A 25,658-nucleotide genomic window follows, 5' to 3' on the forward strand; every position below is an offset into this window, starting at 1 on the left:
ATATTATAGATTAAGGAGCAGAATGGGTAAATGGATAATTTATTAAACTTATTAAAAAATTTTGGATTTACAGAGTATGAAACAAAGGTATATGTGGCATTGCTTAAAAATGGCTGTGGTACTGGATATGAGATAAGTAAAAATTCATCAGTACCTAGATCAAAGGTTTATAATATTTTAGAATTGCTTATGAATAAAGGTTGTGTTATAGCATCTAAGGAAGATAAATCTGTAAAATATGCAGCAATACCTGTAGAAGAATTTATCAAAAATATTAAATACAACATGGAGGGGCTCATCAAGGATATAAAGCTAGAACTTCATGGCTATGATAATAAGGTTGACCTAGATCAAATGTGGTATATAAAAGGATATGAAAATATATTTAACAAATGCAGGCATATGATTTCAAATGCTAAGAAAGAAGTATACATACAAGTGTGGAAAGAAGATATATTTGAAATTGAAGAAGAGTTGAGTTTAATTGAAGAAAGACTTAGAGATGTAGTAGTAATATTATATAGCATGAAGCATGATTATAATATTAAATTAAAAAATTATTATAAGCATGGTTTTGAAGAAAATAAGCTTGAAGAAATCGGAGGAAGATGGGTCACTTTAGTGGTAGATTCCAATGAGATGATATTTGGTCATATCCAAAATGAGAAAAATGCAGAAGTTATATGGACACAGAGTGTACCTATGGTATTTTTAGCTAAGGAGAATATAAAACATGATGCTTATTGCTTAAAGCTTATTGATGCTATGGGGGATAATATAAGAGAAAAATTTGGTGAAAACTTAACAGGTGTTAGGGAAATATTTTAAATAATTATACTTTCTCTGCTTTTATGCAGAGGTACAAAAGAAATAAACTGAATATTCGTAATATTCTTAAAATGGAGGTATTTTATGGTTACTATAGTTTTATCATTAATTGTCTTAGTAAATGGTATATTTGCAATAAGGTTCATACAAGATTTAATAGCTCATAAAGGTGAGGTTATGAAAGAACCAGGAAATAATATATTTTTATCCATATCTTCAGCTTGTATATTTTTCCTTTCAACTTTTGGGGTATCAGACTTTGCCATATCTACTATACTCTATAGAAAAAAGAAATTAGTCAGCGATAAAAAGCTGCCAGGAACGTTAAACACTCAATGTGTTATACCTGTAGCGGTTATGGCGTTAGCCTACATATCAGTTATTAAAGTTGAACCAGTTACCTTAATAGTGTGTATTCTAGCACAAGTCATCGGAGCTTATATTGGACCTAGATTTGTAGTTAAATTAGAGCCTAAGGTTATAAGAAAGTTCATATCCATAGGATTATTAGTTGCAGCAATGTTTATTCTTGCAGGTAAGTTTAATTTAGTTCCTTCTGGAGGGAATGCTTCTGGTTTAAGCGGAGTTAAATTAATAATAGCAGCTATAGCTATATTCATATATGGTGCACTAAATAATATTGGTATTGGTTCCTACTCCCTTACTATGGCAACTGTATATGCACTAGGATTAAATCCTGCCATTGCTTTTCCAATAATGATGGGAGCATGTACATTTGCAGTTCCTATAGGAAGTATGCAATTCATAAAATATGGAGAATACTCAAGAAAGATAACATTGTTTACAGCCATCTTTGGGGTAGCAGGAGTACTATGTGCTGTTTATCTAGTTAAATCATTAAATGTTTCAATGTTACAATGGGTTATAGCAGCTGTTCTTATATACAGCAGTATTAGCATGATATTAGAAGACAGAAAAATGAAAAAGAACGCCTAAATTAAAACAGTAAATTGGAGGAATTTAAATGTTATTACTAACAAAAAAAGATATAATCAATATATTCAGCATGAAAGAAGCTATTGAAGCTGATAAGGAAGCTTTAAAAATGTATAATGAGGGCAAAACTAATATACCTTTAAGAGTTAATATTGATATTCCAAAGTATAAGGGTCAAAGTCTGTTCATGCCTGGTTATGCAGAAGCTATGGATGTAACAGGAATAAAGATAGTTTCTGTATTTCCAAACAATATAGAAAAGGGAAAGCCCTCAGTACCTGCAAAGATGTTGCTTTTAGATGGAGAAACTGGAGAAGTAATATCTATAATGGATGGTACCTATTTAACTCAATTAAGAACAGGAGCAGTAGCAGGAGCAGCTACAGATATATTGGCAAATAAGAATGCTAAGAAAATGGCCTTATTTGGAACTGGTGGACAAGCGCCTTCACAGCTTGAAGCTGTTTTAGCTGTTCGTGATATTGAGATTGTTAAAGTTTTTGATATAAACAAGGAAAGAGCTGAAGAATTTGCAAAAAGCATGCAGGAACAGTTAAAGTCCTATGGAGCAACCATATTAGCAGCGGAAAGCATGGAAGATGCTTTAGAGGATGCAGATGTTATTACTACAGTTACTACCTCTAAAAGACCAGTGTTTGATGGCAAATTAGTGAAAAAAGGTGCGCATATTAATGGTATAGGAGCCTATACACCAGAAATGCAGGAAATAGATGAATATATAATTAAAAACTGTGATAAACTGTTTGTTGATACTAAGCATGGGGTGCTTTCAGAAGCTGGAGATTTAATCATTCCTATAAATAAAGGAATAATCAGTGAAGATAAGGTTTCTGGAGAGTTAGGAGAGGTTATAATAGGTAAGGTGCTTGGTAGAGAAAATGAAAAAGAAATAACTGTATTTAAATCCGTGGGAAGTGCTATATTAGATGTAGTTACAGCTTATAAAATATATGAAAAGGCAAAAGAATTAAAGGTTGGCTTTGAATTTGATATATAGCATGGCTAAGTCCTGTGCAAACATATAAAATGCTTTAAATAAACATAAAAATCCTCCGATAACATAAAAGGTCTAGGAGGATTTTTGGTGCTTTATATTTTTCTATATTTTTTCAATGCCAAAATATTTAACCATAAAAATGCAACAGCATATAGCAGTAATATGAAAAGGTCTAACTTAATGTCTAAAAGGCCTTTTCCTCTTATGACCACGTCTTTTAGTGCCTCAGCGCCATAGGTCATAGGGAATATCTTTGAAAGTATTATTATAATATCAGGGGCCTTTCTTAAATCAAAAATCCCACTGAATAAAACCTGAGGAACAATTACTATAGGAATGAACTGAAATAGCTGAAATTCATTTTTAGCAAAGGTTGAAAGGAGAGTTCCTAAGGCCAAAGAGCCTGATGCTAATAATATATTTATAAGCAGTACAGTCCAAAAGCTTCCCATTATATTTATTTTTAGACCATATACCATGAATAGCTGAATTATTAAGGTTTGAATAGCTACAAAAACCCCAAAGCCTAAAAAATAGCCATATACTATTTCCTTTCTTTTTAAAGGTGTGGCAAGTATTCTGTCTAAGGTTCCACTTATTCTCTCTCTTAAAAAGGATACACCTGCAAGCAAGAATACAAAGAAGAACACGAAAAAGCCCATGAGCATTGGAGCAACGGAGTCAAACATACTCATCTCCTCTGAACCGGTTAAAAATATGGTTTCTGGTTTTTCTATAATAGGTAGATTATTATTTTTAGGTATTGTTTTTAAGAGCTTGCTTAAGGTATCATTGGTTACTTTGCTAATAGCTTTGTTAAAAGCATTTAAAACATTTTTAGTAACGGAAGGCTCAGAACCTTCTAGAATTATGGTGATTTTATTTTTATCATATTTTATAAGTGCATCTACTTTTTTGTTTTTTAAATCTTCCATAGCCTTCCGCTCATCTGTAAATTCACTTATAGTTCCTTCTTTTTTTAACTCAATCAATATGTCATTAGGTAGATTATTCACTTTAATATTAGGAGAGGGAGCTGAAACATTTAAAATCATACTGAGAAGAGTAAGTACAAATATGGGAGCAATAAATAGCAGGGCTATGGATCTTTTATCTCCTAGAATTTGTTTCACTAACCTTTTAGCAATAGTAAAAGCTTTCATAATAATTACACCTCTTTATTTAAACTAGCAAAATATAAAAAAGCATCTTCTATGGTATTACCCTTGGATTTTACTTTAAGTAAATCTGGAGTTTCTAAGGCTATTATTTCACCTTCACGTATAAGAGCTAATCTGTCACAATGTTCAGCTTCATCCATTACATGAGTGGTGAGTATTATGGTGGCGCCACCCTCTCTTATTCTTTCAAACTCATCCCAAAATTCTCTCCTCAAAACTGGATCAATGCCTACAGTAGGCTCATCTAAAATCAATATTTCTGGTTCATGTATCAAAGCTATAGCTAAGGACAATCTTCTTTTCATTCCCCCGGAAAAATAAGAAACTTTTTTTCTCATATTTTCATCTAAGTTCACTAATTTTAATAGCTCTAAGGCCTTTTTCTTAGCTTTTTCTCCCTTTAAGCCATAGAGCTCTCCAAAAAATAAAAGATTATCTAAGGCTGATAAATCATCATAAAGAGCATCGGCTTGAGCCATATATCCTATTTTATCAGAAGCTTTTAATGAAGGCATTTTCATACCTAGAACTCCAACCTCCCCCTTATTAGCCGCTATCATTCCTACTATAGCCTTTATTAGAGTGGTCTTGCCAGAGCCAGAGGGGCCTAAAATACCTAATATTTCTCCTTTATTAACTTTAAAAGAAATATCTTTTAAAACTTCTTGCTTAGAAAAGCTTATATTTACATTATTAAGAGTTATTACTTCTTTACCCATATTATTAAGTCTCCTTAAAGATTCAACAGTTGATTTTTATAGATTAAATTCTATCACTACGTTGGCGCATAATATAGAGTATTTTAACGAAAATCATAAATTTTATTAGGAGAATTCAAATTATTAGAATTAATAAACAAAAACCCCTAAGACTTTATTCTTAGAGGTTTTAACTGCTTTATTTTACTTCTTGTTCCTTCAAAGCTTTAATATATGCTTCTATAAAGCTAATAGCATCATTAATATCGTAATCGTCATAGCCTGAGACCATGCTATAATTTATGGAGTTATATTCCCACTGAAAATATTTAACCTTTACTATTTTTTCAGGTTTTTCTGTTAGATTGGCCAGTCTAATATCAGAATATCGTGCAGCAGGAGCTTCAATAACTTTGCACTCTATACCATCTAGAGAAAAGGTCTTAATAACTTCAGAATTATTAGGTTTGTGCTTAGGTTCATATTTAGAGCTAGAAAGATAGAATATATCTCTTTTAGAATTACTATAGGATGCGGTTATAAACATGTCCATGGTGTAATTTTTAAGAATCGGAAGATAACTTTCATCTTCTAGAGACTTTATAACCTTAGATAGGATTAGCTCAGACTCTTTAAGGGTTATGTCTCTTACTGTTACTCCTGCTAAGGGGTCATCCCTACGCTGAAATTCCTTTGAAATTGTTTCGGGATAATAATAGGAAAATCCTAATCTATACTTAAAATATTCTTTATTTGAATCATTTATTGAGATTCCTCCATAGTTTACATCGGTTTTATTTTGGTTTTCTAGCGCCTTTTCTACCACGTATTCATTACCAGACTTTTTTATAATAAAGATGGTTCTTAAATCTTCATAAGCATTTGAAGCAAAGCTTCTTACTTCTGGTGAAATGCTTATAAGAGCAGCTAATATAATAATTAGAGAACAAAAAGAAATAGCTGTTTTTCTAAAAATTGGCTTATAAAAAAAGCTTATAGGTTTTTGTACTACTCCATCTTTTCTGTTCCAAGCTTCCTCAAAAATATCCTTTGAAGGCTTTATATGATAAGAGGTTATATTAATCTTAGATTTTAGCTCCCTGTCAAAAGCATTGCTTTTATCCATTTTCACTGCACTTCCTTTCACTGATTTTTTCAAAGTCATATTCTAAATAAAAATCATCACTTAATTCTTTTTTTAAAAGAGATCTAGCATAAAATAGTCTGGATTTTACAGTAGCTTTAAGGCAACCAACCACCTTTGCTATTTCTTCTATGGACATATCATTAAAGTAATACAGTATTACTATGGTTTTTAGATTAATGCTTAGGTTATTTACAGCCTTTTGAACTATATATTTAGTTTCATAAGTATCTAAAGCATCTTCTTGCAGCGGTGGTAGACTATTTAAAAGCAACTCATCATGATTAGATATATCCATAGGTATTAAATAGGAATGTTTTTTTGTCATTGCCCATCCCGTACGGACTAGAATCTTAAAAAACCATACTTTAAAAGCTTCTGGATTTTTGAGTTTATTTATATCTTTAAAGCATTTTATATAGGTTTCTTGAAGGATATCTTCCGCAATGCCTCTAGTACCTGATATTAGATAAGCTGTAGCTAAGGCATCCTTTTCTATGGTTGATAAAAGTTCTTTAAAAGCATCTTTTTCTCCACGCTGACAGCGTTTTATTATTTCTTGCGTATCCATTTTTTCTTCTCCCTTCCTTTTGGAGCTCCGTCATAATATAAGAGGGATACTTTAATAAAAAGGTTTTGTAGTTTTCAAATTTTATAAAAATATTTTTTTATATTTCTAAGATAAACAATACCATATATTGCATAAAGCGTAAATTATAAGGAGCTATAGCTATTGAGAATGGTTTTATAAAATAAGCTAATAATAAAAGTGAAAGGAGGAATGAAGATGAGTAAAATTAAAGAAGATGGACCTACCACAGCTAAAATAGGAGGAATTTATACTAGGAATGCCATAGAAAGCTTTGAAAATAATATAGTAAGTCAAACAAATTATCTAGAAAAGGTAGAAAAGGATTCAAAAAATAGTAAAAAATAATTATAAAAATTCTTTCCATTGAGAGCAGGTTAAGATTATGTGATAATAAAGTTGACCGGTTAGTAAATTGGAAAGGGGTTGATTGATTTTGATCAAAAATTGGAGGTGTCTTTTAGCTTAAAAGGCTAAAGGATAACCCTAAGACAGTGAGGAGGTTTTATACCTCCTCTATTAATTTGTATGACCTCGTTTAATATAGATTTTGAAGTTTGATATTTTCTGAATATTAGATATATAAGAAGGGGTACGGGGGTGTTAATAATGGTATTATTTAAAGATATCACAAAAGAGAATTTTTGGGAATGCATTGAGCTTTCAGTGGGTAAAGAGCAAGTTGATTTTGTCACATCTAATGCAATTTCAATAGCCCAATCAAAGGTGCAACCAGAATGTATACCAATGGCTGTATATGATGATAATATCATGGTTGGTTTTATAATGTATTGCATCGATGAGGATGATGGGGAATATTGGATTTATCGCATGATGATTGATGAGAGATATCAAGGTAAGGGATACGGAAAAAAAGCATTAGAAAAACTTTTAGAGATTATAAAACAAGATAACTGCCATAACAAGATTTTTTTAGGTGTGAAAAAAGAAAATGAGCATGCAGTTAAATTATATAAGAGTTTTGGATTTGAGTTCAATGGACAGGTATTTGGCAAGGAACATATCATGATATTAGAGTATTAGTTTTGGATTATATGGGGGTATTATATTGAGAACGAGAAATATAAATGAGACAGAAATAGAGACTTTTGCAAATTTGAAGTTGTCAGATAAGGGTTTTAACGAGACCTTATTATCATGGATAGGACAAGGAATAACAAAATTAGAGTGGTGTTTCGTCATTGAAGACAAAAATGATTTCCAGGGAAATATAGCGTATGGTGTCTTTGATAATGAATTAGTAATTTTAGATATAAATATTAAAGAAATAAGTGAAGAGGTTTTAGAAAAACTCTTAAGAGATAGCTTAAAAGAAATGAAATCAGAAGGCTTTAAAAGAGTGGGATGCCATATTTATTCTGATAAAAATGCTTTTGAAAAATATGTACAAACTTTTATAAAAGTTGGCTTTGATGTCACTCAGGAAAAGAAAAGCTTTGTGTGGGAAAAGGGAAATTATATTAATAAAATATCCGAAAAATTATTTTTAAAAAGCTTACAAGAAGTAAATTCTGAAGAGTATATTAATGCTATTGAACAAGTTACTGAGGGTACACTAGATAGTGATGATTTAGAATGCATTGGAGAATTTGGAAGTAAACAAGCTGCTATAAATTATTTTAATCTCTTAAAAGATATCCATTTTGACAACAACTGGTGGAAATTAGCATATACCCGTGATGATGAACTTATTGGGTTAGTAGTGCCTCAAAAATTAAATGATGATGTTGGTGCCATAAATTATATTGGTGTTGTGCCTGCAAAAAGAGGCAGAGGATATGTAAAGGATTTAATAATAGAAGGTATAAGAATTTTAAATGAAAATGGTATAAAAAAAGTAATTGCAGATATTGATGTAAAAAATTATCCATTAGAAAAAGCACTTATTGAAGAAGGGTTTAGAATGGATTGTAGTATGTTAGTTTTAAAATTAGATTTATAAGCTAAGATACTTGATAGTTGTATTATACATCTATATAAGAATATAATGAATTTATTGTAATATAATGGGGGGTAAATATGGAAAATTTATTAGAAAAAGCTCAAGGTTATGAGTATAACTCTGTAATGTATAAGGATATGGAAGATATAGGAGAAGCATCTAAAGAAAATGTTTTTACTGGTGAAGATTCTTTATTCATCGCAAAAGAAAAGCCAGAAGAAATAGAGATATTTTGGGGCGCTGATAGTAAGGAAAGTTTTTTCAAAGGTATAAACAGCGCACTAAATATTATTCAACATAGAGGAGTTAAAGCTAAAAGGGTGTTTTTAGAATTTATTCCTTCAGAATTTGCAGAGGAAATGGAAGAATTAGGCTTTAAGGTAGTTAGTGAGTGGGTAGATTTTTGGGCTCAGGAGTTATCAAATATGGAAGTGCAACCATCAACTTCTTATAATGTAAAGTTAATAGAAGCTAATGAATATGGAAATGCGGGACAGGTACTTCGTTCCTGTAATGGTTACAGTAGAGGTTTTAAGGGAGAAAGCGATGAATGGGTGAAGGAATGGAACGAAGGGGATAATTCTTGCATATTAGTAGCTGCTATGAATAATGAAATTATTGGGGTATGCTGCTTAAATATTTATGGTTTTGATAGTGAAAAAGGTCCAGTGCTATGGTTAAGAGAGATAGCAGTAGCACCTGCTTACCAGGGAAAAGGAATTGGATATTCCTTAATAGAACAAGCTTTCCAATGGGGAATTGCCAAAGGCGCAAAAAGAAGCTTTTTAGCCTGTGATGCAGATAATATCAAGGCAATAAAATTATATGGAAAGTTTGGGTATAAGAGAAAAGCTGAGAGAGGACAAATAAATATGGCAAAATAGCTGGAGGTAACTAAATTGAAAATTTTGATTAAAGAAACCACTAGAGAGGACTTGCAAAATGTAATGAATTTATGGAATGCTGGGGAAGTGATGTTTTACGTAGGCTTCCCTAATGGATTAAATGTGAACATAGAACAGATGGAAAACTGGCTTAAAACTGTTAATAAAGACATTTTTAGAAAGCATTATTCTATCTATGAAGAAGAATTAGGTTTTTGCGGAGAAACCTTTTATTCAGTAGATAAAAATAATGATTTAGCAGCCTTAGACATTAAATTGTTTCCATATGCTCAAGGAAGAGGAATAGCAAGGTATGCTTTAAGCTATGCTATTAGTGAAGTATTCACTAAAGATTTGGCTAGTAGAGCCTATGTGGAGCCAAATCCTAAAAATGAAAAGGCTCTTAAACTTTATGAAAGACTTGGTTTCATTAGTAAAAAAAGACCTGAATTTCTTGAAGAGTATGAAACATATTTAGAGATAACAAAGGAAAGCTTGAAGGAATAGTCATAATTTTAAAGAGTGTATCAATGTAATTTATATGAGCCAATATTATATTATAAATCTTGATTATTCTTAGAAAATATTGACAATACAGGTATTATATAATATATTAGATATGTAGTAAAAAACAAATATTTTAGATGAAAGGAAGTGTTTTAATGTTATATTCAATAATCAAATTAGAGGTGAATTGTAAATAACTGAATAGTTTCGAAGGCATTAATGATTAATGAGTTTATAAAAAAGGATGGTTATCCTTTTATTTGTGGTGCCTTTGAAAATAATAATAGCCGTCATCTGAAATATAGTAAAATAAATTTTAGATTATGAACAGGGGCTTATCCTGTTTTTTTGTTTAATTTATAATTTAAATATTTCGAATCCCGTGGATGGTTATTCTTCCACGGGATTTTTATGTCCAAAAATATAAGGCTAATTTAAAAATTTATAGGAGGTGTTTTTAATGGCAAATTCTAAGGTTTTATTCACGTACATTGAAAATAAAGAGGAGTGGTCTTATTTTGTGTTACAAGAATGGAAAGGATATTTTGCCTGGAGCTCTATTAAAGGAGTTACAAAAATATATCCAGGGAGAGATAATTTATATACCTAAAGCTGAGTGCAGAAAAGCTTGGGGAGAAAGCAATGGTACTCGACAAGTTATCCAAGAAAGAAATTTAGAAATATATAATTTTTATAAAAATGGAATGAAGATTATTGAGCTTTCGCACAAGTATAATCTTTCAGAAGATAGTATAAGAAAAATTATTTTTAAGATCAATGGCGGCTTAAAAAATGTGGCTAAGGTTTAGATATAATATGAAAAATATAGAATTACAATAAATAGAAAAGCGACCAACGTCGCTTTTTTATTATAGCTTGAAATTTCTATCCTTTGGAAATATAATATGATTGATTAATTAAATAATTTAAAAAGAATAAACTAGAAAAAGGTGATTAACATGGAAACAATATTTTTTATAATAAAATCTATAATATTAGGAATTGTAGAAGGGATAACGGAATTCTTACCAGTATCCTCTACAGGGCATCTTGTAATTTTTCAAAATTTAATAGGTTTTAAAGGCACCAATCCAAAGTATGTAGAGATGTATACCTATGTGATACAACTTGGAGCTATATTAGCTGTGGTGATACTCTATTGGGGAAAAATAAAAGATACTCTTATAAATTTCTTTCCTAAAAAAGTTGGATACGAAAATTCTGGATTTAAATTTTGGTTCATGATATTTATTGCTTGTATTCCTGGTGGTATTTTCGGAGTTTTACTAGATGATTTAGCTGATAAGTATTTATTTAATCCAATATCTGTAGCTATAACTTTATTTTTAGGTGCTATATGGATCATATATGCTGAGAATAAATTTAGAAATAATAATCTAAAAACCCAGGAATTAAAGGTTACAGCAAAGCAAGCAATTGTAATTGGATTATTTCAATGCTTAGCCATAATTCCAGGTATGTCTCGTTCTGCTTCTACCATTATTGGAGGATGGGTAGCAGGGCTTTCTACCGTTGTAGCAGCAGAGTTCTCATTCTTTCTAGCTATGCCAGTTATGGTGGGAATGAGCTTTTTAAAGCTTTTAAAGATTGGTGGAATATTTACTCTCACATCTGCAGAAGTGATTTCTCTTGCCGTAGGTTTTATAGTCTCATTTTTAGTAGCTTTAATGGTAATTAATAAGTTTATTTCATATTTAAAGAAAAAGCCAATGACAGTTTTTGCAGTATATAGAATGATATTTGCAGTGGTGGTTTTAGTGGCTGGATTTTTAGGTGTGTTTTATTAAAAACATTTTATTAAAAAAATTTTTCTTTTCATACTGCCTCTAAAATGATAAAATAATAACTTGGTATTAGCACTATAATAATCCAGTATATAAATCCTAGTACAAGTTTAAAATATTCTTATCTCATTAAAAGGGGTGGTATTATTAATGAAAGCATTTAAGGAACTTATTGACGAAACTTTACAAGTTGAAAACATAGAAGAATTAGAAGCGGCAGCAGACTTATTTCAGTTTGGTGTTGAAAAAGGATATTATACCAAAGGTCAATCCGATGAATTTAATAGTATATACTGGAAAATGAAAAATAGATGCTTGGCCTATGAAATTTCAGGTGAAATTAAAGGAAATAGATTAGATATCATAAGTATAGTATCCGGCGCTCCTATGGAAGTAAAAGATAATAAGAATGAACTTCTAAACTATGTAAAGGGACGTCTAAAAGCCCTAAAAGGCAAATAGTGCATATCAAAAATTAATACTATATTGTTTTATTATAATTTGATTTTACAATTAAATTATTAAACCTCTGTATTTTATAATACGGAGGTTTTTAATATAGAAAAAGGTTTTTGAGACAATGTAGATTTTAAATTTTAAGTAGGTTTGCAATAAGAATAATATAGTAAATTTACATTATATTATAACAAAATTAATAAAATTAACAAAATAAATAAAGATTTAATATAATGAAGATTATTTAATCGAAATATGAGATAATATAAACATAATTGGGGAGGTGGCTATAGTGAAATTAAACATAAGATCTAAGATGATAATTATTACAACTCTATTATTAGCAATTCCAAGCTTTATTATTGGTTTTATTGGTTACAAATTTGCAAAAGCGGAACTAGACAATTCAGGAAAACTAATTCTTAAAAATGGAGTTAGGCAGGTGTTGCAATTAATAGACGCTAAACAAAAGGAAGTAGAGCGAGGAAGTATATCAGAAGAGCAGGCTAAGGAAGCTGTTAAAGTTTACATATTAGGAGAGAAAAATGCTGAAGGTAAAAGATCAATAAATAAAAATATAAATTTAGGTGATAACGGATATTTTATAATATATGATGAGCAGGGGACAGAAGTAGCTCATCCAACTCTTGAAGGAAAGAATGTAATCGATGTAAAAACTAAAGATGGTTTTTACCTTGTAAAAGATCAAATAGAACAAGCCAAAAAAGGTGGTGGCTTTACCTATTATGAATGGGAGTTACCTAATGATAAAAGTAAGGTAGCTCAGAAAATATCCTATGAGGAGATGGACAAGAAGTGGGGATGGATTGTCTGTGCTGGTTCCTATATGATGGATTATAATAAAGGAGCTAATAAAATACTATACCTATTTATGATAACCTTTGGAGCTTCATTAATAATTGGACTCATTGTTATACTATTATTTTCTAAGAACTTAGCTTCACCAATTGTAAGAATAAGTAATGAAGTAAAAGCTATGGCTGAAGGCGACCTTAGCAATTCCATTAAAGAAATACATAGAAAAGATGAATTAGGAATTTTAAATAAAGCTATTATAAATTTAAAATTAAATTTGGAAAATATGGTTTTAGATGTGAAGAAAACCGTAAGTGCTGTTAGAGAGGGCAGCAACAGCTTATCAGACTCAGCTAGTGAAATTGGAAAGGTTGCCAATGAAGTAGGACAGTCCATACAATATGTTTCTAGTGGAGCTGAGGAACAAGCTACTAAAGTAGATGGTGTTAAAGAAAAAATCAACTATCTAGCTACCATGATAAATACTATAAATGATAATGTGAAAAATATGAACGGAAATGCAAATAAGGTTATTGAATATATTAGCAAGGGAAATATACAAGTAGTAGACTCTATTGAGCATATGAATAAAGTTAATAGTATAACTGGCGAGACTTCTGATACTATAGAATTTTTATCAGATAAATCTGCTGAAATTATAAAAATTGTGCAGCTAATAGATGGTATAGCAGAGCAAACAAATTTGTTGGCATTAAATGCAGCTATAGAAGCCGCTAGAGCAGGAGAGGCAGGCAGAGGGTTCTCTGTAGTAGCAGATCAGGTTAGGAAGCTAGCAGAGCAATCAGCTAATGCTGCAAAAGAAATTTCAATTTTAATAAACCAAGTTGAAAAGGGAGTGGATAATTCAGTAAAAACCATGCATAGCAGCATGGTAATGGTTGAAGAAGGTGTAAGAAATATTAGGGAAACAGGGAATTCCTTTGATGATATAAAGACAGTAGTAAATAATTTAGTAAAAGATATTGAGTCTTTATCAAAAGAGGCAGAGCAAGTTATAGAAAATACTAATGAAGTTAGAGAATCTATTGAAGATATAGCTCAGCTAAGCGAACAGTTTGCAGCTAGTGCTGAAGAAGTAGCTGCATCCTCTGAAGAGCAATTAGCCTCTACTGAAGAAATAGTTAATTCCTCCTATAATTTAAGAAAGGTAGTTGAAAGCTTAACAGAAAATACAGATAAGTTTAAGGTGAATTATTAGCATAAATAATGAGAGGATAGATTTTTAAAAAGTTGCGATGAATCTTCGCAACTTTTTAATAAACATTGCCTTTATATTTGAAATTTAAAAATAGTTGCTTTTAAAAGATAACTATGTTAGCATAAAACTGTAAAATATATTTAAATTTTGCTAATATTAAATTTTATTAATGTTGAAGGGAGAACGAAATGTATAGAGTGTTCTTAACAAAATAATTCAATTGAATATATGTGCTTGAAAGATTAACCTTTAGCTTAGTGTCAGTCACTTTTTTGAAGGGTCTTTTAATCATGGTATGAGTTAAGAACATTAGTAAAATAAACAATAATCGTAATTTTTACTGTGCTTTAATACACAGTTTTTTTATAGAATTTTTTGATAACTATCTTACAGCATATAATATTATTTATATGTATTAGTAAGTGTTGTTAAATTTTGATTTTATAGGCGGTTAATGGACTATGTTCGTTAGCGGTCTTTTTATTTTGTGTTTTTAGCTCATAAATGAAGCCTTTAAATTAAATTATAAAAAGAAAAATGAGGTGATATTTATGACAGTACTATTAAGTTGTCGAAAAATAATGAAAGAGTTTGGGGAAGATACTATTTTAAAGAATATCAATTTTGATATAGCTCTAGGAGATAGAATTGGATTGGTAGGTATAAATGGAGCAGGCAAAAGTACTTTAGCTAATATTATCTATGGTGATATGCAAGCGGACCAGGGAAGTATTCTTTGGCACAAGAAGGATATAAACTTGGGGTATTTATACCAATCAGCTCAGTACTCTCAGAGAAAATGGAGCGGAGAATATTTGAGTAGTGAGGATGAAGGTTACTTAAAGTATTTTAAGGAGTTATCTAGTCATTTAGGTATTGCCTATATTAACACTTTGGATGGATACAGAATAAGCAACTTAAGTGGCGGAGAAAAGATGAAGCTAGCTTTAGCTAATATATGGTCTAAAAATCCTGATTTTATAATATTAGATGAACCTACTAATCATTTGGACTACTCTGGGGTGAGCTGGCTTATTGAGGAGTTGAAAAAGTATAAAGGTACCATATTAATAATATCACATGATAGGTATTTCTTAGATAAAACTGTAAATAAGATTATTGAGATAAATAATGGAGAGTCTCAAACTTATTATGGAAATTATAGTTTTTATAAGGAAGAGAAGAAATGTAGATTTGAAAGCCAGCTTCATGAATTTGAAATACAAGAGGCTCAAAAGGCAAAGATTCAAGAAGAAATCAATCAGCTTAAAGATTGGTCTGATAAAGCTCACAGAGATTCAAGGAAAAAGGAAGTAGCAGGATTAGGAAAGAAAGAATATTTTAGAGTTAAAGCTAAGAAAAGGGATAAGCAAATAAAGTCTAAGATAAAAAGACTAGAAAAAATTGATTTGGAAGGAGTAAAAAAGCCAGAAGAAGATAAAAAAATAAGTTTTATGTTTGATGAAGCTAAGCTTAAGGGCAATAGGATAATCGAAGCTAAGGAAATAAGCAAGTGCTTTAATGATAAAGTGCTATTTAAAAATAGTTCCTTCTATATTAAAAGAGGAGAACGCATGGGTCTGTTTGGAGCTAATGGTTGTGGTAAAACTACTCTTTTAAAAATATTACTAGGTGAAGTGGGTTTAGATGAGGGAGAAATATTTATAAGCAATTCTATATCCGTTGGATATTTGAGTCAAGAGGCTTTAGATATAGATAAAGAGCTTAGGATTATGGACGCTTTTGATATTAATTCTAGAGAAGAACAGGGAAAAGTAAGAACCCTTCTAGCAAACATGGGCTTTAATGAAAAAATGGTTTATCAAAGACTTAATACCTTAAGTCTAGGAGAAATAACAAGAGTTAGAATGACAAAATTAATAATTAAGCAAAATGATTTACTAATATTAGATGAACCATTAAATCATCTTGATATATATAGTAGGGAAAAGCTTGAAGAAGCTTTAAAGGATTACCATGGAACTATAATTTTAGTATCTCACGATAGGTATATGATTCAGAATATATGTGAGGGAATATTAGCTTTTGAAGGCAACAAAATAATTAAAATAACAGAGAGCCCTAAGGAATATCTAGATAATCTTGAAAATAAGAAATTAAATAAAGAACAAAGAAAAAATCAAAGCAGTAGAAATGAAAAAGATATTAAAGAACAAAGAATGCTAATTGAAAATGAGCTTGCTTATATACTAGGTGAATTGAGTAAGTTCAATCCAGGGACTTCTCAATATGAAGAGTTAGATAAAAGATTTAATGAATTAATCATTTTGAAAGGTAAATTATAGCTAATACAACACAGATTAATAATTCTGTTAGTGTTAAATAAAGTTTCATTAATGTATAATTTATATGCTATAGTAGGCATCTCTAAATGTTTACTTTTGAGATGCCTTATACAGAAATAATTTGGGATAGGGTGAATTTAATGAGATCAGAAGAAAGAAGAAACTTAATCTTAAATGGAAGCTTGTATAGAGTAATTATAACATTAGCCTTACCAATTATGGTGAATAATCTTATTCAAACTCTCTATAATTTAGCTGATGGACTTTGGGTTGCTAAGTTAGGGGAGGATCATTTTGCGGCTACGGTTTTTGTATGGCCTGTTAATTTTATATTTATATCTGTGGGAATAGGTATTTCTATTGCTGGTACTGCTCTGCTCTCTCAATTTATAGGTGCCTCAAAATATGAGGAGGCAAATAAATATGCCAGCCAGCTAATAATTATGTCTCTTATATGCTCAGTTTCTTTTGCAATTATAGGATATATTATGACTCCATTTATAATAAAGCAAATGGGGGCTACTGGAGCATTAGCTGAGTACAGTGAAATCTATCTAAAAATTACATTTTTAGATATGCCTTTCATGTTTCTGTTTTTTAGTTTTAATTCTATTATGAATGCTCAAGGCAGTAATTTAAAGCCTACTATACTAAGTGCTATAAGTGCTGTGCTCAATGTAGTGCTAGATCCTATATTTATTTTTACCTTTAATATGGGTATAGCAGGAGCCGCCATTGCAACTTTAATTTCAAAAGCATTGCTTGCCATGGCTGGATTGTTTATATTAGCTAGGGGTTCTTCAATAATTAGACCGAGCTTTAAAAAATTTAAGTTTGATAAAGGTATAGTTCATAAAATAATTAGTGTGGCCTTGCCTTCTTCAATAGGACAATCTGGTTCAGCCCTAGGATTTGTGATACTTAATGGATTTATATTGTCTTATGGTAATGCTACTATGGCAGCCTTTGGCATGGTGAATCGAATTACTTCGTTGATAATGCAGCCAGCTATGGGTATAGGAGCGGCCCTCACTTCTATTGTAGGGCAAAATTTAGGCTATGACCAAATATATAGAGTAAAAGAAGCTTTTGTAAAGTCTTTAAAATTAACCATAGGTTTTTCAGTAGTAGGATGTATAGCCTTATTATTATGGGATAAACCAATAATCCATTTTTTCTTTCAATCAAAGGAAAATACGGAAGCCGTTTCTCAGGGTATAACTTATCTTCAGTATATTTCTTTTTCCATGCCTCTTATGGGGATATTTAGTGTACTTCAAGGAATTTTTCAGGGCTCTGGGCATACCAAATATTCTATGGCTATGGAAATTGGGCGGTTATGGTTTGTAAGATTGCCCATGATACTCTTATTTAAGTATTTTACTAATGTAGGACCGGCAGGTATATGGTTTTCTATGAGCTTTAGCAATCTAATAATATGTGGTTTTGGCTATTTAATGTATAGAAGAGACAATTGGCAGAGCAAGGTGATTGCTCAAGGTTAATGAAAAGTTTAATAGAATATTAATTTTGTGTAAAACAATCCATAATTTTAGGCTATATGCTAAAATTGTGGATTGTTTTTGTTTAATTTGTAGGAACAATATGTTAGAATTATTACTAATTAACATAAGGCCCTAAAAAATAATCTTAATCTTTAGAAAAAATATTTATTTTAGAATGGAGTGATTTTATGAAGCATTACAATGTAAATATTATTGGGACAGGCATTTACCATCCAGAAAATAAGGTATTAAATGATTATTTTATTAATTATTATGAGAAGAAGGATATTGATATTAGAGGGCTGCTTTCTTATCTTGGGAGAGATGAAAGATATAAATGTAATGAAGAGGAAAATGTAATCACTATGGGGGCGAAGGCTGCAGCAGAAGCCTTAGGTAATGCAAAAACTACACCGGAAGAGATAGATATGATAATCTTTGCTACAGACACGCCGGAGTATACAGCACCCTGCAACGCTATTAAGGCAAGTAATGAACTTGGTACAGTTAATGCCCATGTGGTATATGATATGAATAATAATTGTGTAGGAATTATCACTGCATTGGATAATGCTAGTAGGTTCATGAAGAGTAATAAAAGAATAAGAAAAGCATTATTAATAGGAAGTCAGAAGATTGCATCCTTTGCTAGGCCGGATGATCCTATGGCTTATTCAGGATTTGGGGATGGAGCCGGTGCTATTGTATTAGAGGCTATGGAGGAAAATGAAGAAAGAGGATTAGTTGAATCTGCTTATTACACTGATGCCAAACATCATAACATGGCTTTAATGCCAGCCTGTGGCTATTCAAAAATAACTAGAGAAGATATAAATGATTTAGATAAGAAATGGTGGACAGACCCTACCTTTAGAGGAGACCACATAATTGAAATATGGAACAATGTTATAAATCAATTACTACATAATAATGACTTGGAGGCTAATCACATTGATGATTATATATTCTCTCAGTTTTGCAGGTCACACATTATAGAAATAATTCAAAGGCTTAAGGTTGGTCCAGATAAATTTACTTATATAGGTGATAGATATGGATATACAGGGGTTGCAAGTCCTATTTTTGCTATGCACCATGCTATAAAGAATTGTAAAATAAAAAAGGATTCAAAAATAATTATGTGCTCTGTAGGCTCAGGCTTTACTTGCGTTTCACTACTTTGGAAAATGTAATTACTTTAAATTAACTTATAATTAATATATAAAAAATAACTAGTCAATGTGGCTATTCTATATTTGACTAGTTATTTTTCATTGAATTCTTAAATATTTCTATCTAATTTTCCGCTATTTTTTAAGGTAGCCTCATATAATATGATAGTTGCTGCAATACCAACATTTAAGGAATCGCAGTTTCCTAGCATAGGAATAGATACTCCAGTATAAGGAGTATTATACCAATCTTCTGAAACTCCATATTTCTCACTTCCCATAACTATAGCTACTCTATTCTTGTAAGGCAACTCATAATATTGAGATGCTGCACGGGTATCCGTTAGTATGATCTCAAAATTATTTTGTTTTAGCCATTCTATGGTTTCCTCAGCATTGCTTTCAATTACGGGCACACTGAAACATGATCCCATACTGCTTCTTATTAATTTTGGATGGTTTAATCTTGTCTTTCTATTATTTATAATAACAGCATCTACGTTAGTTGCATCTGCGGATCTAAGAATGGTACCTATGTTTCCAGGTATCTCTAAACCGTCCAATATTAAAACTATGTTCTTATCCCTTAATTCTACATTTTCAAAGGAACTCATGGGGAGGTAACATACGGCAAGAAGACCATGGGAGTTTCCTTTCTCGGTGATAGTTTCAAAAACCTTCTTTGAAACTACAAAACATTTTTCAGCTTTTTCTACATACTGATCAATGAGCTTTTGGGCTTCTATGGCTATAATATCTTCTATACAGATTACTAAATATTTTATTTTTATATTATATTGCATAGCCATACTTAAAGCCCAAATCCCCTCAATAACTGCTAATTTTTCTGGATTAGGCTTGCTGTTATTGTTTAAACTTATAATTCTTTTTATAACAGCATGTTGCTTGCCAGCGAAAAGAAGATCTTTTTTATATCTTCCCATTATTATAGCTTCTTTATCTGGCAGTGTATATTTGCTTAAATCTTCAAATTCATAACTCATTTTGATGACCTCTCTTTAATCTTTTTACCTATAAATTATAATACAAAGGTTTGGAAAAAGAAATAAGGCATCTTAGGAGAAAGGTCTACTTAAAATATGTGAATACAGTGAATGGTTATTTTTGAAGGTTATAATGAAGAAAATAATAACTAAATTTTTAAAATCTATGAGAAAACTGGAGATAATTAAAAAAATATTGATCTATATATAGTTAGTTATATATAAAGCCGCATAGTAGCTAAAAATATTGAGTATTTTATGCAATTTAAGAATAAGTGATATTGACCTCCATCTAAAAAGATAGTAGAATTTATATAAAGAGTTATAATTTAACTCATAAAAGGGGGATATGTATGTGGAAATTAATCTATTCATTATTACCAGTATTATTTTTAAATTTCAATGTTAAAAAATCTAGTAAAGGCATGCAAATCTTTAGATATATCGTAGGTTTTATTTATACTTTTATTGTATTTTACTTCATTAATATGGATAAAAGTTTTTCAGCCATAATTGCTAATTTAAAATTTATTGCTTTATTTCAAATTCTCTTTGGAGCTATAGAAGCTGCTAGTAATAAAGAGAATAAGAGTAGTAAATTAAGTTTTCTTGTGTATTTTGTGGTATTTCTAATTAGTATATTCTATAGCTCTATGCCCTATAGCTATGGTGGAGCTAAAAATCTGGCTTCTATGGTAGGGGCCAAAGAAAGTGAAAGTCAGTCACCTAAAATAAATACTGAAAATATTATCATAGTACCTCCGGAAACTGCTTATTATCAAATGCAAACCTTAATAGGTTCATTACCTAATCCAAGCTTATATAAAATTGGAGAGATAAGCTTAACTAAAACAGATAAAGGAGCTTATTATGTAGCTACTATAGAAATTGAAGGAGCTATAAAGGCTTTGTTAAATAGAGAACTACCTGGAGTGGCCTATGTTTCAGCAGAAAAAGTTGAGGATGCGAAGCTTATAAATGTTTCTTTCAAGCATGGAGACTCTTTATTGTTTAATAACAATATCTATAGAAAATTAAGAGATTATGCACCTAACTCTGTATTGCTAAATGCAAATATTGAATTAGATGATAATTTAAATCCTTATTTTGTAGGATCTTACGGCCATTATAAATATGGAAGAGCTGGTATTGTGGCAGATGGCGTTTTATTATATGAAGTTAAAACTGGAGAGGTTAAGAACTATAAAAAGGAAGAGACTCCTAAGTGGGTAGATCAGATTTATACTTCAGATATGGCTGAAAAGTATAATAACTATTTTGGAAGATTACAAAAGGGTTTTATTAATTCCATAATAGGTCAAAAAGGAGTTCATATACCTACGGCTTGGGGATCAGGAATTGATTTAAAAGGCTTTGAAATTGAATCAAAGCAAGTAGTACCTGTAGTGGGAAGCAATGGGGAGTTTTATTTCTTTACTGATCATACAAATACCTCAGGCACTTCCACTACTATGACGGGGTATACCTTAACGAATACAAGAACTGGAGAAATGATTTATTACAAAACCCCAGGGCTTCTAAATGGACAGGGAGCTATGAATGCCGTTGATAAATTGCTGGGAGCAGATAAAGCTAATTGGACTACAACCCAACCTATTTTATATAATATCTTTAATGTGGATACATGGATAGTGCCAGTCATTAATAAAACTGATGGTTCCTTTGTTAAATTAGGATTGGTTACTGCTCAAAGCAAGTTTTCTATATTATCAGATAGTAAGGTAGATTTACTCGAGCAATTTAAAAAGGCTTTAGCCGACGGTAGAATAAATCAAGGCACAGATGTAAAAGTTGATAATGCTGCTAAGCTTAAAGAATCAGAGATAAGCGGTAAAATACTAAGGATAAATCAAATAACTGAAAATGGCCAATCTGTATTCTATATAAAGTTAGATAATGAAAAAGATAAGATCTTTATGATAAATAAAAATGTAAATGCAGAGGTGGTCTTAGCTAAAGAAGGAGATACTATTAATATAAAATATATAAATATGGAAGGACAGAAAATTCAATCTATCACAGGTTTTAATATTAACTTTATACAATAATAATTAAAAAGTTGTTAAGAGCTAGCTTATTGAGGGAATACAGCTAGCTCTTTTTTATTAGAAGTTTAAATACACTGCAAAAAAGTAAGAAGGTTTAAGAATATTGAAAACATTTTCTGCAGCTGATAATATTAATATATAATCAATTTAATTTGAAATAATTGGAGGTCAGCATGTATAAGTTAATTCTTGTGGATGATGAGGAAGAAGTAAGAAGAGGTGTCTTAAAGAAAATTGAGTGGAATAAATATGGTTTTGAAATAGTTGGAGAGGCCGAAAATGGAAGAGAAGCTCTTGACATAGCCGAAAAGGTAACCCCTGACGTGGTGGTAACAGATATAAAGATGCCTTTTATGGACGGAATAAGACTTGCGGAAGAGCTAAAAGAAAGATTTCCCACTACAAAGACTATAATACTTACTGGCTTTGACGAATTTGAATATGCTCATAAGGCTATTAAACTTAATGTAGTTGAATACGTGCTTAAACCTATATCTTCAAAAGAATTCATAGAGGTTCTTATTAAGACTAAAGAAAGATTAGATAATGATATAGAACAAAAGAAAAACATGGAAATTTTAAGAGAACACTACACTAAGAGTCTTCCTATACTAAAGGAAAAATTTTTATCTTCTTTAGTAGGAGGCAGACTTAAAAAAGATGAAATTGAGGAAAAGTCAAAAAATTACAATATAGACCTTCATGGAGATAATTTTGTAGTTTCTATTGTGAATATTGACTATGGCTCACAGATCATGGATTATGAAGAAAAAGATTTAGCTGCTTTCTCTGTGTTAAATATAATAAATGAGGTAGTGGATAATTACAATCTAGGTATAGTATTCATTGATAATGGTAAGATAGTATTAATTACTGTATGTAAAAATCTAGAAAGAAATGCTGCTATAGGTGTCACTATTAGAGCTCTAGAAGAGATTCATTACAGTATAAAAAAATATTTGAAACTAGCTATAACCATAGGTGTAGGTACATTTTTCAGCCATATTACTGCCATAGGTTCTTCATACCAAAATGCATTAGCTGCTTTAGATTACAGAATGGTCATGGGAGAAAATAAGATAATATGGATTGAGGATGTTGAACCTCAAGGTAAGAATAGGGTAGTTTTTGATGAGGTTAAAGAGCGCGATTTAACCAGTTCTTTAAAATTAGGAAATGAAGATAATTTATGCGTAACCATAGATAATTTATTTAAGGAGATAATTGAAGCAAGAGCATCCTTAAAAGATTATCAAATATACCTTATGGAGATTGTAACTACTATATTAAAGGTGGCCCAGAACTTCCGTGTTAATACAGAAGAAATTTTAGGTCATAACTATAATATTTTTACTGAATTGTACAAGTTTAATAATTTAAAGGAAGTAAGAGAGTGGATAAAGAATATTGCCTTAAAGATAATGAAGTCTATAGCTCAAGGCAGAAAAGATAGTTGTAAATTAATTGTAGAGGGTGCAAAAGAATATATAGCTGAACATTTTTCTGACAGCAATGTTTCTATTAATAAATTGTGTGCTCATTTACACATAAGCCCTGCTTATTTTAGCTCTATATTTAAAAAAGAGACAAAAATGACTTTTGTAAACTATTTAACTCAAGTAAGGATGGATGCTGCAAAGGTAATATTAAAAACTACAAATCTAAAGTCTTTTGAAGTAGCTGAAAAAGTAGGTTATTCTGAACCTAATTATTTTAGCTATTGCTTTAAAAAATATTTTGGTATTTCCCCATCAGAATTTAGAAATAGTAATTAGTACTGTATTTTGGAGATGATGAATTGAAGTATGTTAGATTTAAAAGTATACAATTTATTCTCACGGTTACAATTACAATCATAACTACAGTAGCTATGCTTTCCGTAGGACTGTCTTTTTTTAAAAAATTTTCAAGATCTACAGAAATAAATGCATCTATGAGTACTCAACAAATAATTCAACAGGTAAATATGAATTTGGAGTACTATTTAGGAAGTATGATAGAAATATCTAATATCTTAGGTAACGGAATACACAATAATTCTGCTTTGCCCAATGATGATCTCCAAAAACAGATGAATATTATACTGCATTCTAGAAAAGATATAGTTTCTTTAGCTGTTTTTACTGCAAAAGGAGAGTATGTTATTGGGGAAGATTCTGAAAAGCTTAAGGGAGATTTAGAAATTTCTGAGCAAGATTGGTTTAAGAAAGCTGTAACATATCCTTATGTAAGTCATTTTTCTTCACCCCATGTTCAAAACCTTTTTGAAGGAAAGCACAATTGGGTAGTTTCTTTAAGCAAAGGTATTTCATTTGAAATAAATGGAGAAAAGGTTATGGGGGTTCTATTGGTGGATATGAATTTTAAATCCATAGATGAATTGTGTAAAAACGTGAGTTTGGGTAAGAGAGGATATATTTATATTGTAAGTAATAAAGGTACAATCATCTACCATCCTCAACAGCAGCTTATAAATATGGGGTTGAAAAGTGAAGATACTGAAGATGTGTTGATTTATTCCAATGGAAGCTTAATCCAGAGGGTTGATGGAGAAAATAGGAGCATAATTATTAATACAGTAAACTATACAGGGTGGAAAATAGTTGGAGTATCCTATATGGATGAGATATCTGCAGCTATTAAGGATATAGGAAGCTTTGTTAGTTGGAGCTTTGCCTTCGGTATTATGTTTTTTTTAATTATAAGCACTCTAGTTTCCGCTAAAATTTCAAAGCCTATCATTCAGTTAGAGCAATCCATGAAGCTAGTGGAAGAGGGTAATTTTGACATAAATATAGATGTTCAAGGAGAAGCAGAGGTAGTTCAACTTTCAAAAACCTTTAATATGATGGTAGCAAAGATAAGATATCTTATGAATCAAATCTTATTAGAGCAAGAGGCCAAAAGAAAGAGTGAATTAGATGCTTTACAGTCTCAAATAAATCCTCATTTCCTGTATAATACGCTTGATTCTATCGTTTGGATGGCTGAGAATGAAAAAAGTGAAGATGTTATAACCATGGTTACTGCCCTAGCTAGGTTATTTAGAATTAGCATCAGTAAAGGTAAGAATATTATAGGAGTTCAGCAAGAGATAGAACATGCAAGAAATTATCTTATAATTCAGAAGACTAGATATAAGAATAAATTTGAGTTTAATATAAACATGGATCCTAAAGTGGCACATTATAGAACTCTTAAGCTAATACTCCAGCCAATAATCGAAAATGCCATCTATCACGGCATTGAATATATGGTAGATGAAGGCGTTATAAGTATATCTGTAGAGGTTGAGGAAGAAAAGCTCTTATTTAAAATTACTGACAATGGTCTCGGAATGACTAAAGAGGTAGTAAATAATTTATTATCTAAGGAGCTAAAAAGCAGCAAGGGTTCGGGTGTAGGGGTAAAGAATGTACATGAGAGAATACAGTTATGTTTTGGTAAAGAATACGGTTTAGAAATTGAAAGTGAAATAGAGATGGGAACTACTGTTAAGCTATGGTTGCCACTTATTGAAGATATTAACTAGGAGGC

Annotated in this window: 23 protein-coding genes; 18 read left to right on the forward strand and 5 right to left on the reverse strand. The window is 30.8% G+C overall.

Features of this window, described 5'->3' with window-relative positions; all coding sequences use genetic code 11:
- Positions 1-30 precede the first annotated feature (30 nt).
- From BN2665_RS23725 to BN2665_RS23735, 3 genes are all read left to right on the forward strand, one after another.
- The gene (locus BN2665_RS23725; RefSeq protein ID WP_055669564.1) at positions 31-828 is read left to right on the forward strand and encodes a TrmB family transcriptional regulator; all 798 of its coding nucleotides are present in this window, start codon (positions 31-33) and stop codon (positions 826-828) included.
- 84 nt (positions 829-912) lie between these two features.
- On the forward strand, positions 913-1,785 hold the full coding sequence (locus BN2665_RS23730) for a sulfite exporter TauE/SafE family protein (protein WP_055669565.1): 873 nt from the start codon (positions 913-915) through the stop codon (positions 1,783-1,785).
- Between the two features lie 28 nt (positions 1,786-1,813).
- Entirely contained in the window at positions 1,814-2,803 is a 990-nt protein-coding gene (locus BN2665_RS23735; RefSeq protein ID WP_055669566.1) for an ornithine cyclodeaminase family protein, read from the forward strand.
- Between the two features lie 92 nt (positions 2,804-2,895).
- Here BN2665_RS23735 and BN2665_RS23740 read toward each other — a convergent pair whose 3' ends face one another.
- The 4 genes from BN2665_RS23740 to BN2665_RS23755 all read right to left on the reverse strand — a co-directional run bounded on the left by BN2665_RS23740 (position 2,896) and on the right by BN2665_RS23755 (position 6,397).
- Entirely contained in the window at positions 2,896-3,966 is a 1,071-nt protein-coding gene (locus BN2665_RS23740; RefSeq protein WP_055669567.1) for an ABC transporter permease, read from the reverse strand.
- 5 nt (positions 3,967-3,971) lie between these two features.
- On the reverse strand, positions 3,972-4,703 hold the full coding sequence (locus BN2665_RS23745) for an ABC transporter ATP-binding protein (protein ID WP_055669568.1): 732 nt from the start codon (positions 4,701-4,703) through the stop codon (positions 3,972-3,974).
- A 178-nt stretch (positions 4,704-4,881) separates the two neighbouring features.
- Complete coding sequence (locus BN2665_RS23750) at positions 4,882-5,808, reverse strand: hypothetical protein (protein WP_055669569.1); 927 nt, start codon at positions 5,806-5,808, stop codon at positions 4,882-4,884.
- On the reverse strand, positions 5,801-6,397 hold the full coding sequence (locus BN2665_RS23755) for an RNA polymerase sigma factor (RefSeq protein ID WP_055669570.1): 597 nt from the start codon (positions 6,395-6,397) through the stop codon (positions 5,801-5,803). The genes BN2665_RS23750 and BN2665_RS23755 overlap by 8 nt, the downstream gene beginning before the upstream one ends.
- A 216-nt stretch (positions 6,398-6,613) precedes the next feature.
- Between BN2665_RS23755 and BN2665_RS27425 the strand changes: the two genes are divergently transcribed.
- The 12 genes from BN2665_RS27425 to BN2665_RS23810 all read left to right on the forward strand — a co-directional run bounded on the left by BN2665_RS27425 (position 6,614) and on the right by BN2665_RS23810 (position 19,069).
- Entirely contained in the window at positions 6,614-6,763 is a 150-nt protein-coding gene (locus tag BN2665_RS27425) for a hypothetical protein (RefSeq protein WP_195892736.1), read from the forward strand.
- Positions 6,764-7,024: 261 nt separating this feature from the next.
- Positions 7,025-7,459, forward strand: a complete 435-nt coding sequence (locus BN2665_RS23760) for a GNAT family N-acetyltransferase (RefSeq protein ID WP_055669571.1) — start codon at positions 7,025-7,027, stop codon at positions 7,457-7,459.
- 25 nt (positions 7,460-7,484) lie between these two features.
- Positions 7,485-8,378: a GNAT family N-acetyltransferase gene (locus tag BN2665_RS23765; RefSeq protein ID WP_055669572.1), complete on the forward strand. Its 894-nt coding sequence runs from the start codon at positions 7,485-7,487 to the stop codon at positions 8,376-8,378.
- 77 nt (positions 8,379-8,455) lie between these two features.
- Positions 8,456-9,262 carry a GNAT family N-acetyltransferase gene (locus BN2665_RS23770; RefSeq protein ID WP_055669573.1) on the forward strand — a complete coding sequence of 269 codons (807 nt, stop codon included), beginning with the start codon at positions 8,456-8,458 and terminating at the stop codon, positions 9,260-9,262.
- Between the two features lie 15 nt (positions 9,263-9,277).
- On the forward strand, positions 9,278-9,769 hold the full coding sequence (locus tag BN2665_RS23775) for a GNAT family N-acetyltransferase (protein ID WP_055669574.1): 492 nt from the start codon (positions 9,278-9,280) through the stop codon (positions 9,767-9,769).
- Between the two features lie 518 nt (positions 9,770-10,287).
- Positions 10,288-10,578, forward strand: a complete 291-nt coding sequence (locus BN2665_RS23780) for a CD3324 family protein (RefSeq protein WP_055669575.1) — start codon at positions 10,288-10,290, stop codon at positions 10,576-10,578.
- 150 nt (positions 10,579-10,728) lie between these two features.
- Entirely contained in the window at positions 10,729-11,577 is an 849-nt protein-coding gene (locus BN2665_RS23785; RefSeq protein WP_055669576.1) for an undecaprenyl-diphosphate phosphatase, read from the forward strand.
- A 147-nt stretch (positions 11,578-11,724) separates the two neighbouring features.
- Complete coding sequence (locus tag BN2665_RS23790; RefSeq protein ID WP_055669577.1) at positions 11,725-12,036, forward strand: hypothetical protein; 312 nt, start codon at positions 11,725-11,727, stop codon at positions 12,034-12,036.
- Positions 12,037-12,322: 286 nt separating this feature from the next.
- Positions 12,323-14,065: a methyl-accepting chemotaxis protein gene (locus BN2665_RS23795; RefSeq protein WP_055669578.1), complete on the forward strand. Its 1,743-nt coding sequence runs from the start codon at positions 12,323-12,325 to the stop codon at positions 14,063-14,065.
- Between the two features lie 551 nt (positions 14,066-14,616).
- Positions 14,617-16,371, forward strand: a complete 1,755-nt coding sequence (gene abc-f, locus BN2665_RS23800; RefSeq protein ID WP_055669579.1) for a ribosomal protection-like ABC-F family protein — start codon at positions 14,617-14,619, stop codon at positions 16,369-16,371.
- Positions 16,372-16,511: 140 nt separating this feature from the next.
- Positions 16,512-17,876 (forward strand): MATE family efflux transporter, encoded by a 1,365-nt coding sequence (locus tag BN2665_RS23805; RefSeq protein WP_055670049.1) that lies wholly within the window; start codon positions 16,512-16,514, stop codon positions 17,874-17,876.
- A 188-nt stretch (positions 17,877-18,064) separates the two neighbouring features.
- A complete protein-coding gene (locus BN2665_RS23810; RefSeq protein ID WP_055669580.1) occupies positions 18,065-19,069 on the forward strand; it encodes a ketoacyl-ACP synthase III in 1,005 nt (334 codons plus the stop codon).
- An 89-nt stretch (positions 19,070-19,158) separates the two neighbouring features.
- Here BN2665_RS23810 and BN2665_RS23815 read toward each other — a convergent pair whose 3' ends face one another.
- Positions 19,159-20,052, reverse strand: a complete 894-nt coding sequence (locus BN2665_RS23815; protein ID WP_055669581.1) for an RNA methyltransferase — start codon at positions 20,050-20,052, stop codon at positions 19,159-19,161.
- A 353-nt stretch (positions 20,053-20,405) separates the two neighbouring features.
- Between BN2665_RS23815 and BN2665_RS23820 the strand changes: the two genes are divergently transcribed.
- The 3 genes from BN2665_RS23820 to BN2665_RS23830 all read left to right on the forward strand — a co-directional run bounded on the left by BN2665_RS23820 (position 20,406) and on the right by BN2665_RS23830 (position 25,653).
- Entirely contained in the window at positions 20,406-22,121 is a 1,716-nt protein-coding gene (locus BN2665_RS23820) for a hypothetical protein (protein WP_055669582.1), read from the forward strand.
- Positions 22,122-22,294: 173 nt separating this feature from the next.
- Positions 22,295-23,896, forward strand: a complete 1,602-nt coding sequence (locus BN2665_RS23825) for a response regulator (RefSeq protein WP_055669583.1) — start codon at positions 22,295-22,297, stop codon at positions 23,894-23,896.
- A gap of 23 nt (positions 23,897-23,919) precedes the next feature.
- Positions 23,920-25,653: a cache domain-containing sensor histidine kinase gene (locus BN2665_RS23830; RefSeq protein WP_242866006.1), complete on the forward strand. Its 1,734-nt coding sequence runs from the start codon at positions 23,920-23,922 to the stop codon at positions 25,651-25,653.
- The last annotated feature ends 5 nt before the right edge of the window (positions 25,654-25,658 follow it).

This window comes from Desnuesiella massiliensis (assembly GCF_001403615.1).
In the GTDB taxonomy this organism is placed as follows: Bacteria; Bacillota; Clostridia; order Clostridiales; family Clostridiaceae; genus Desnuesiella; species Desnuesiella massiliensis.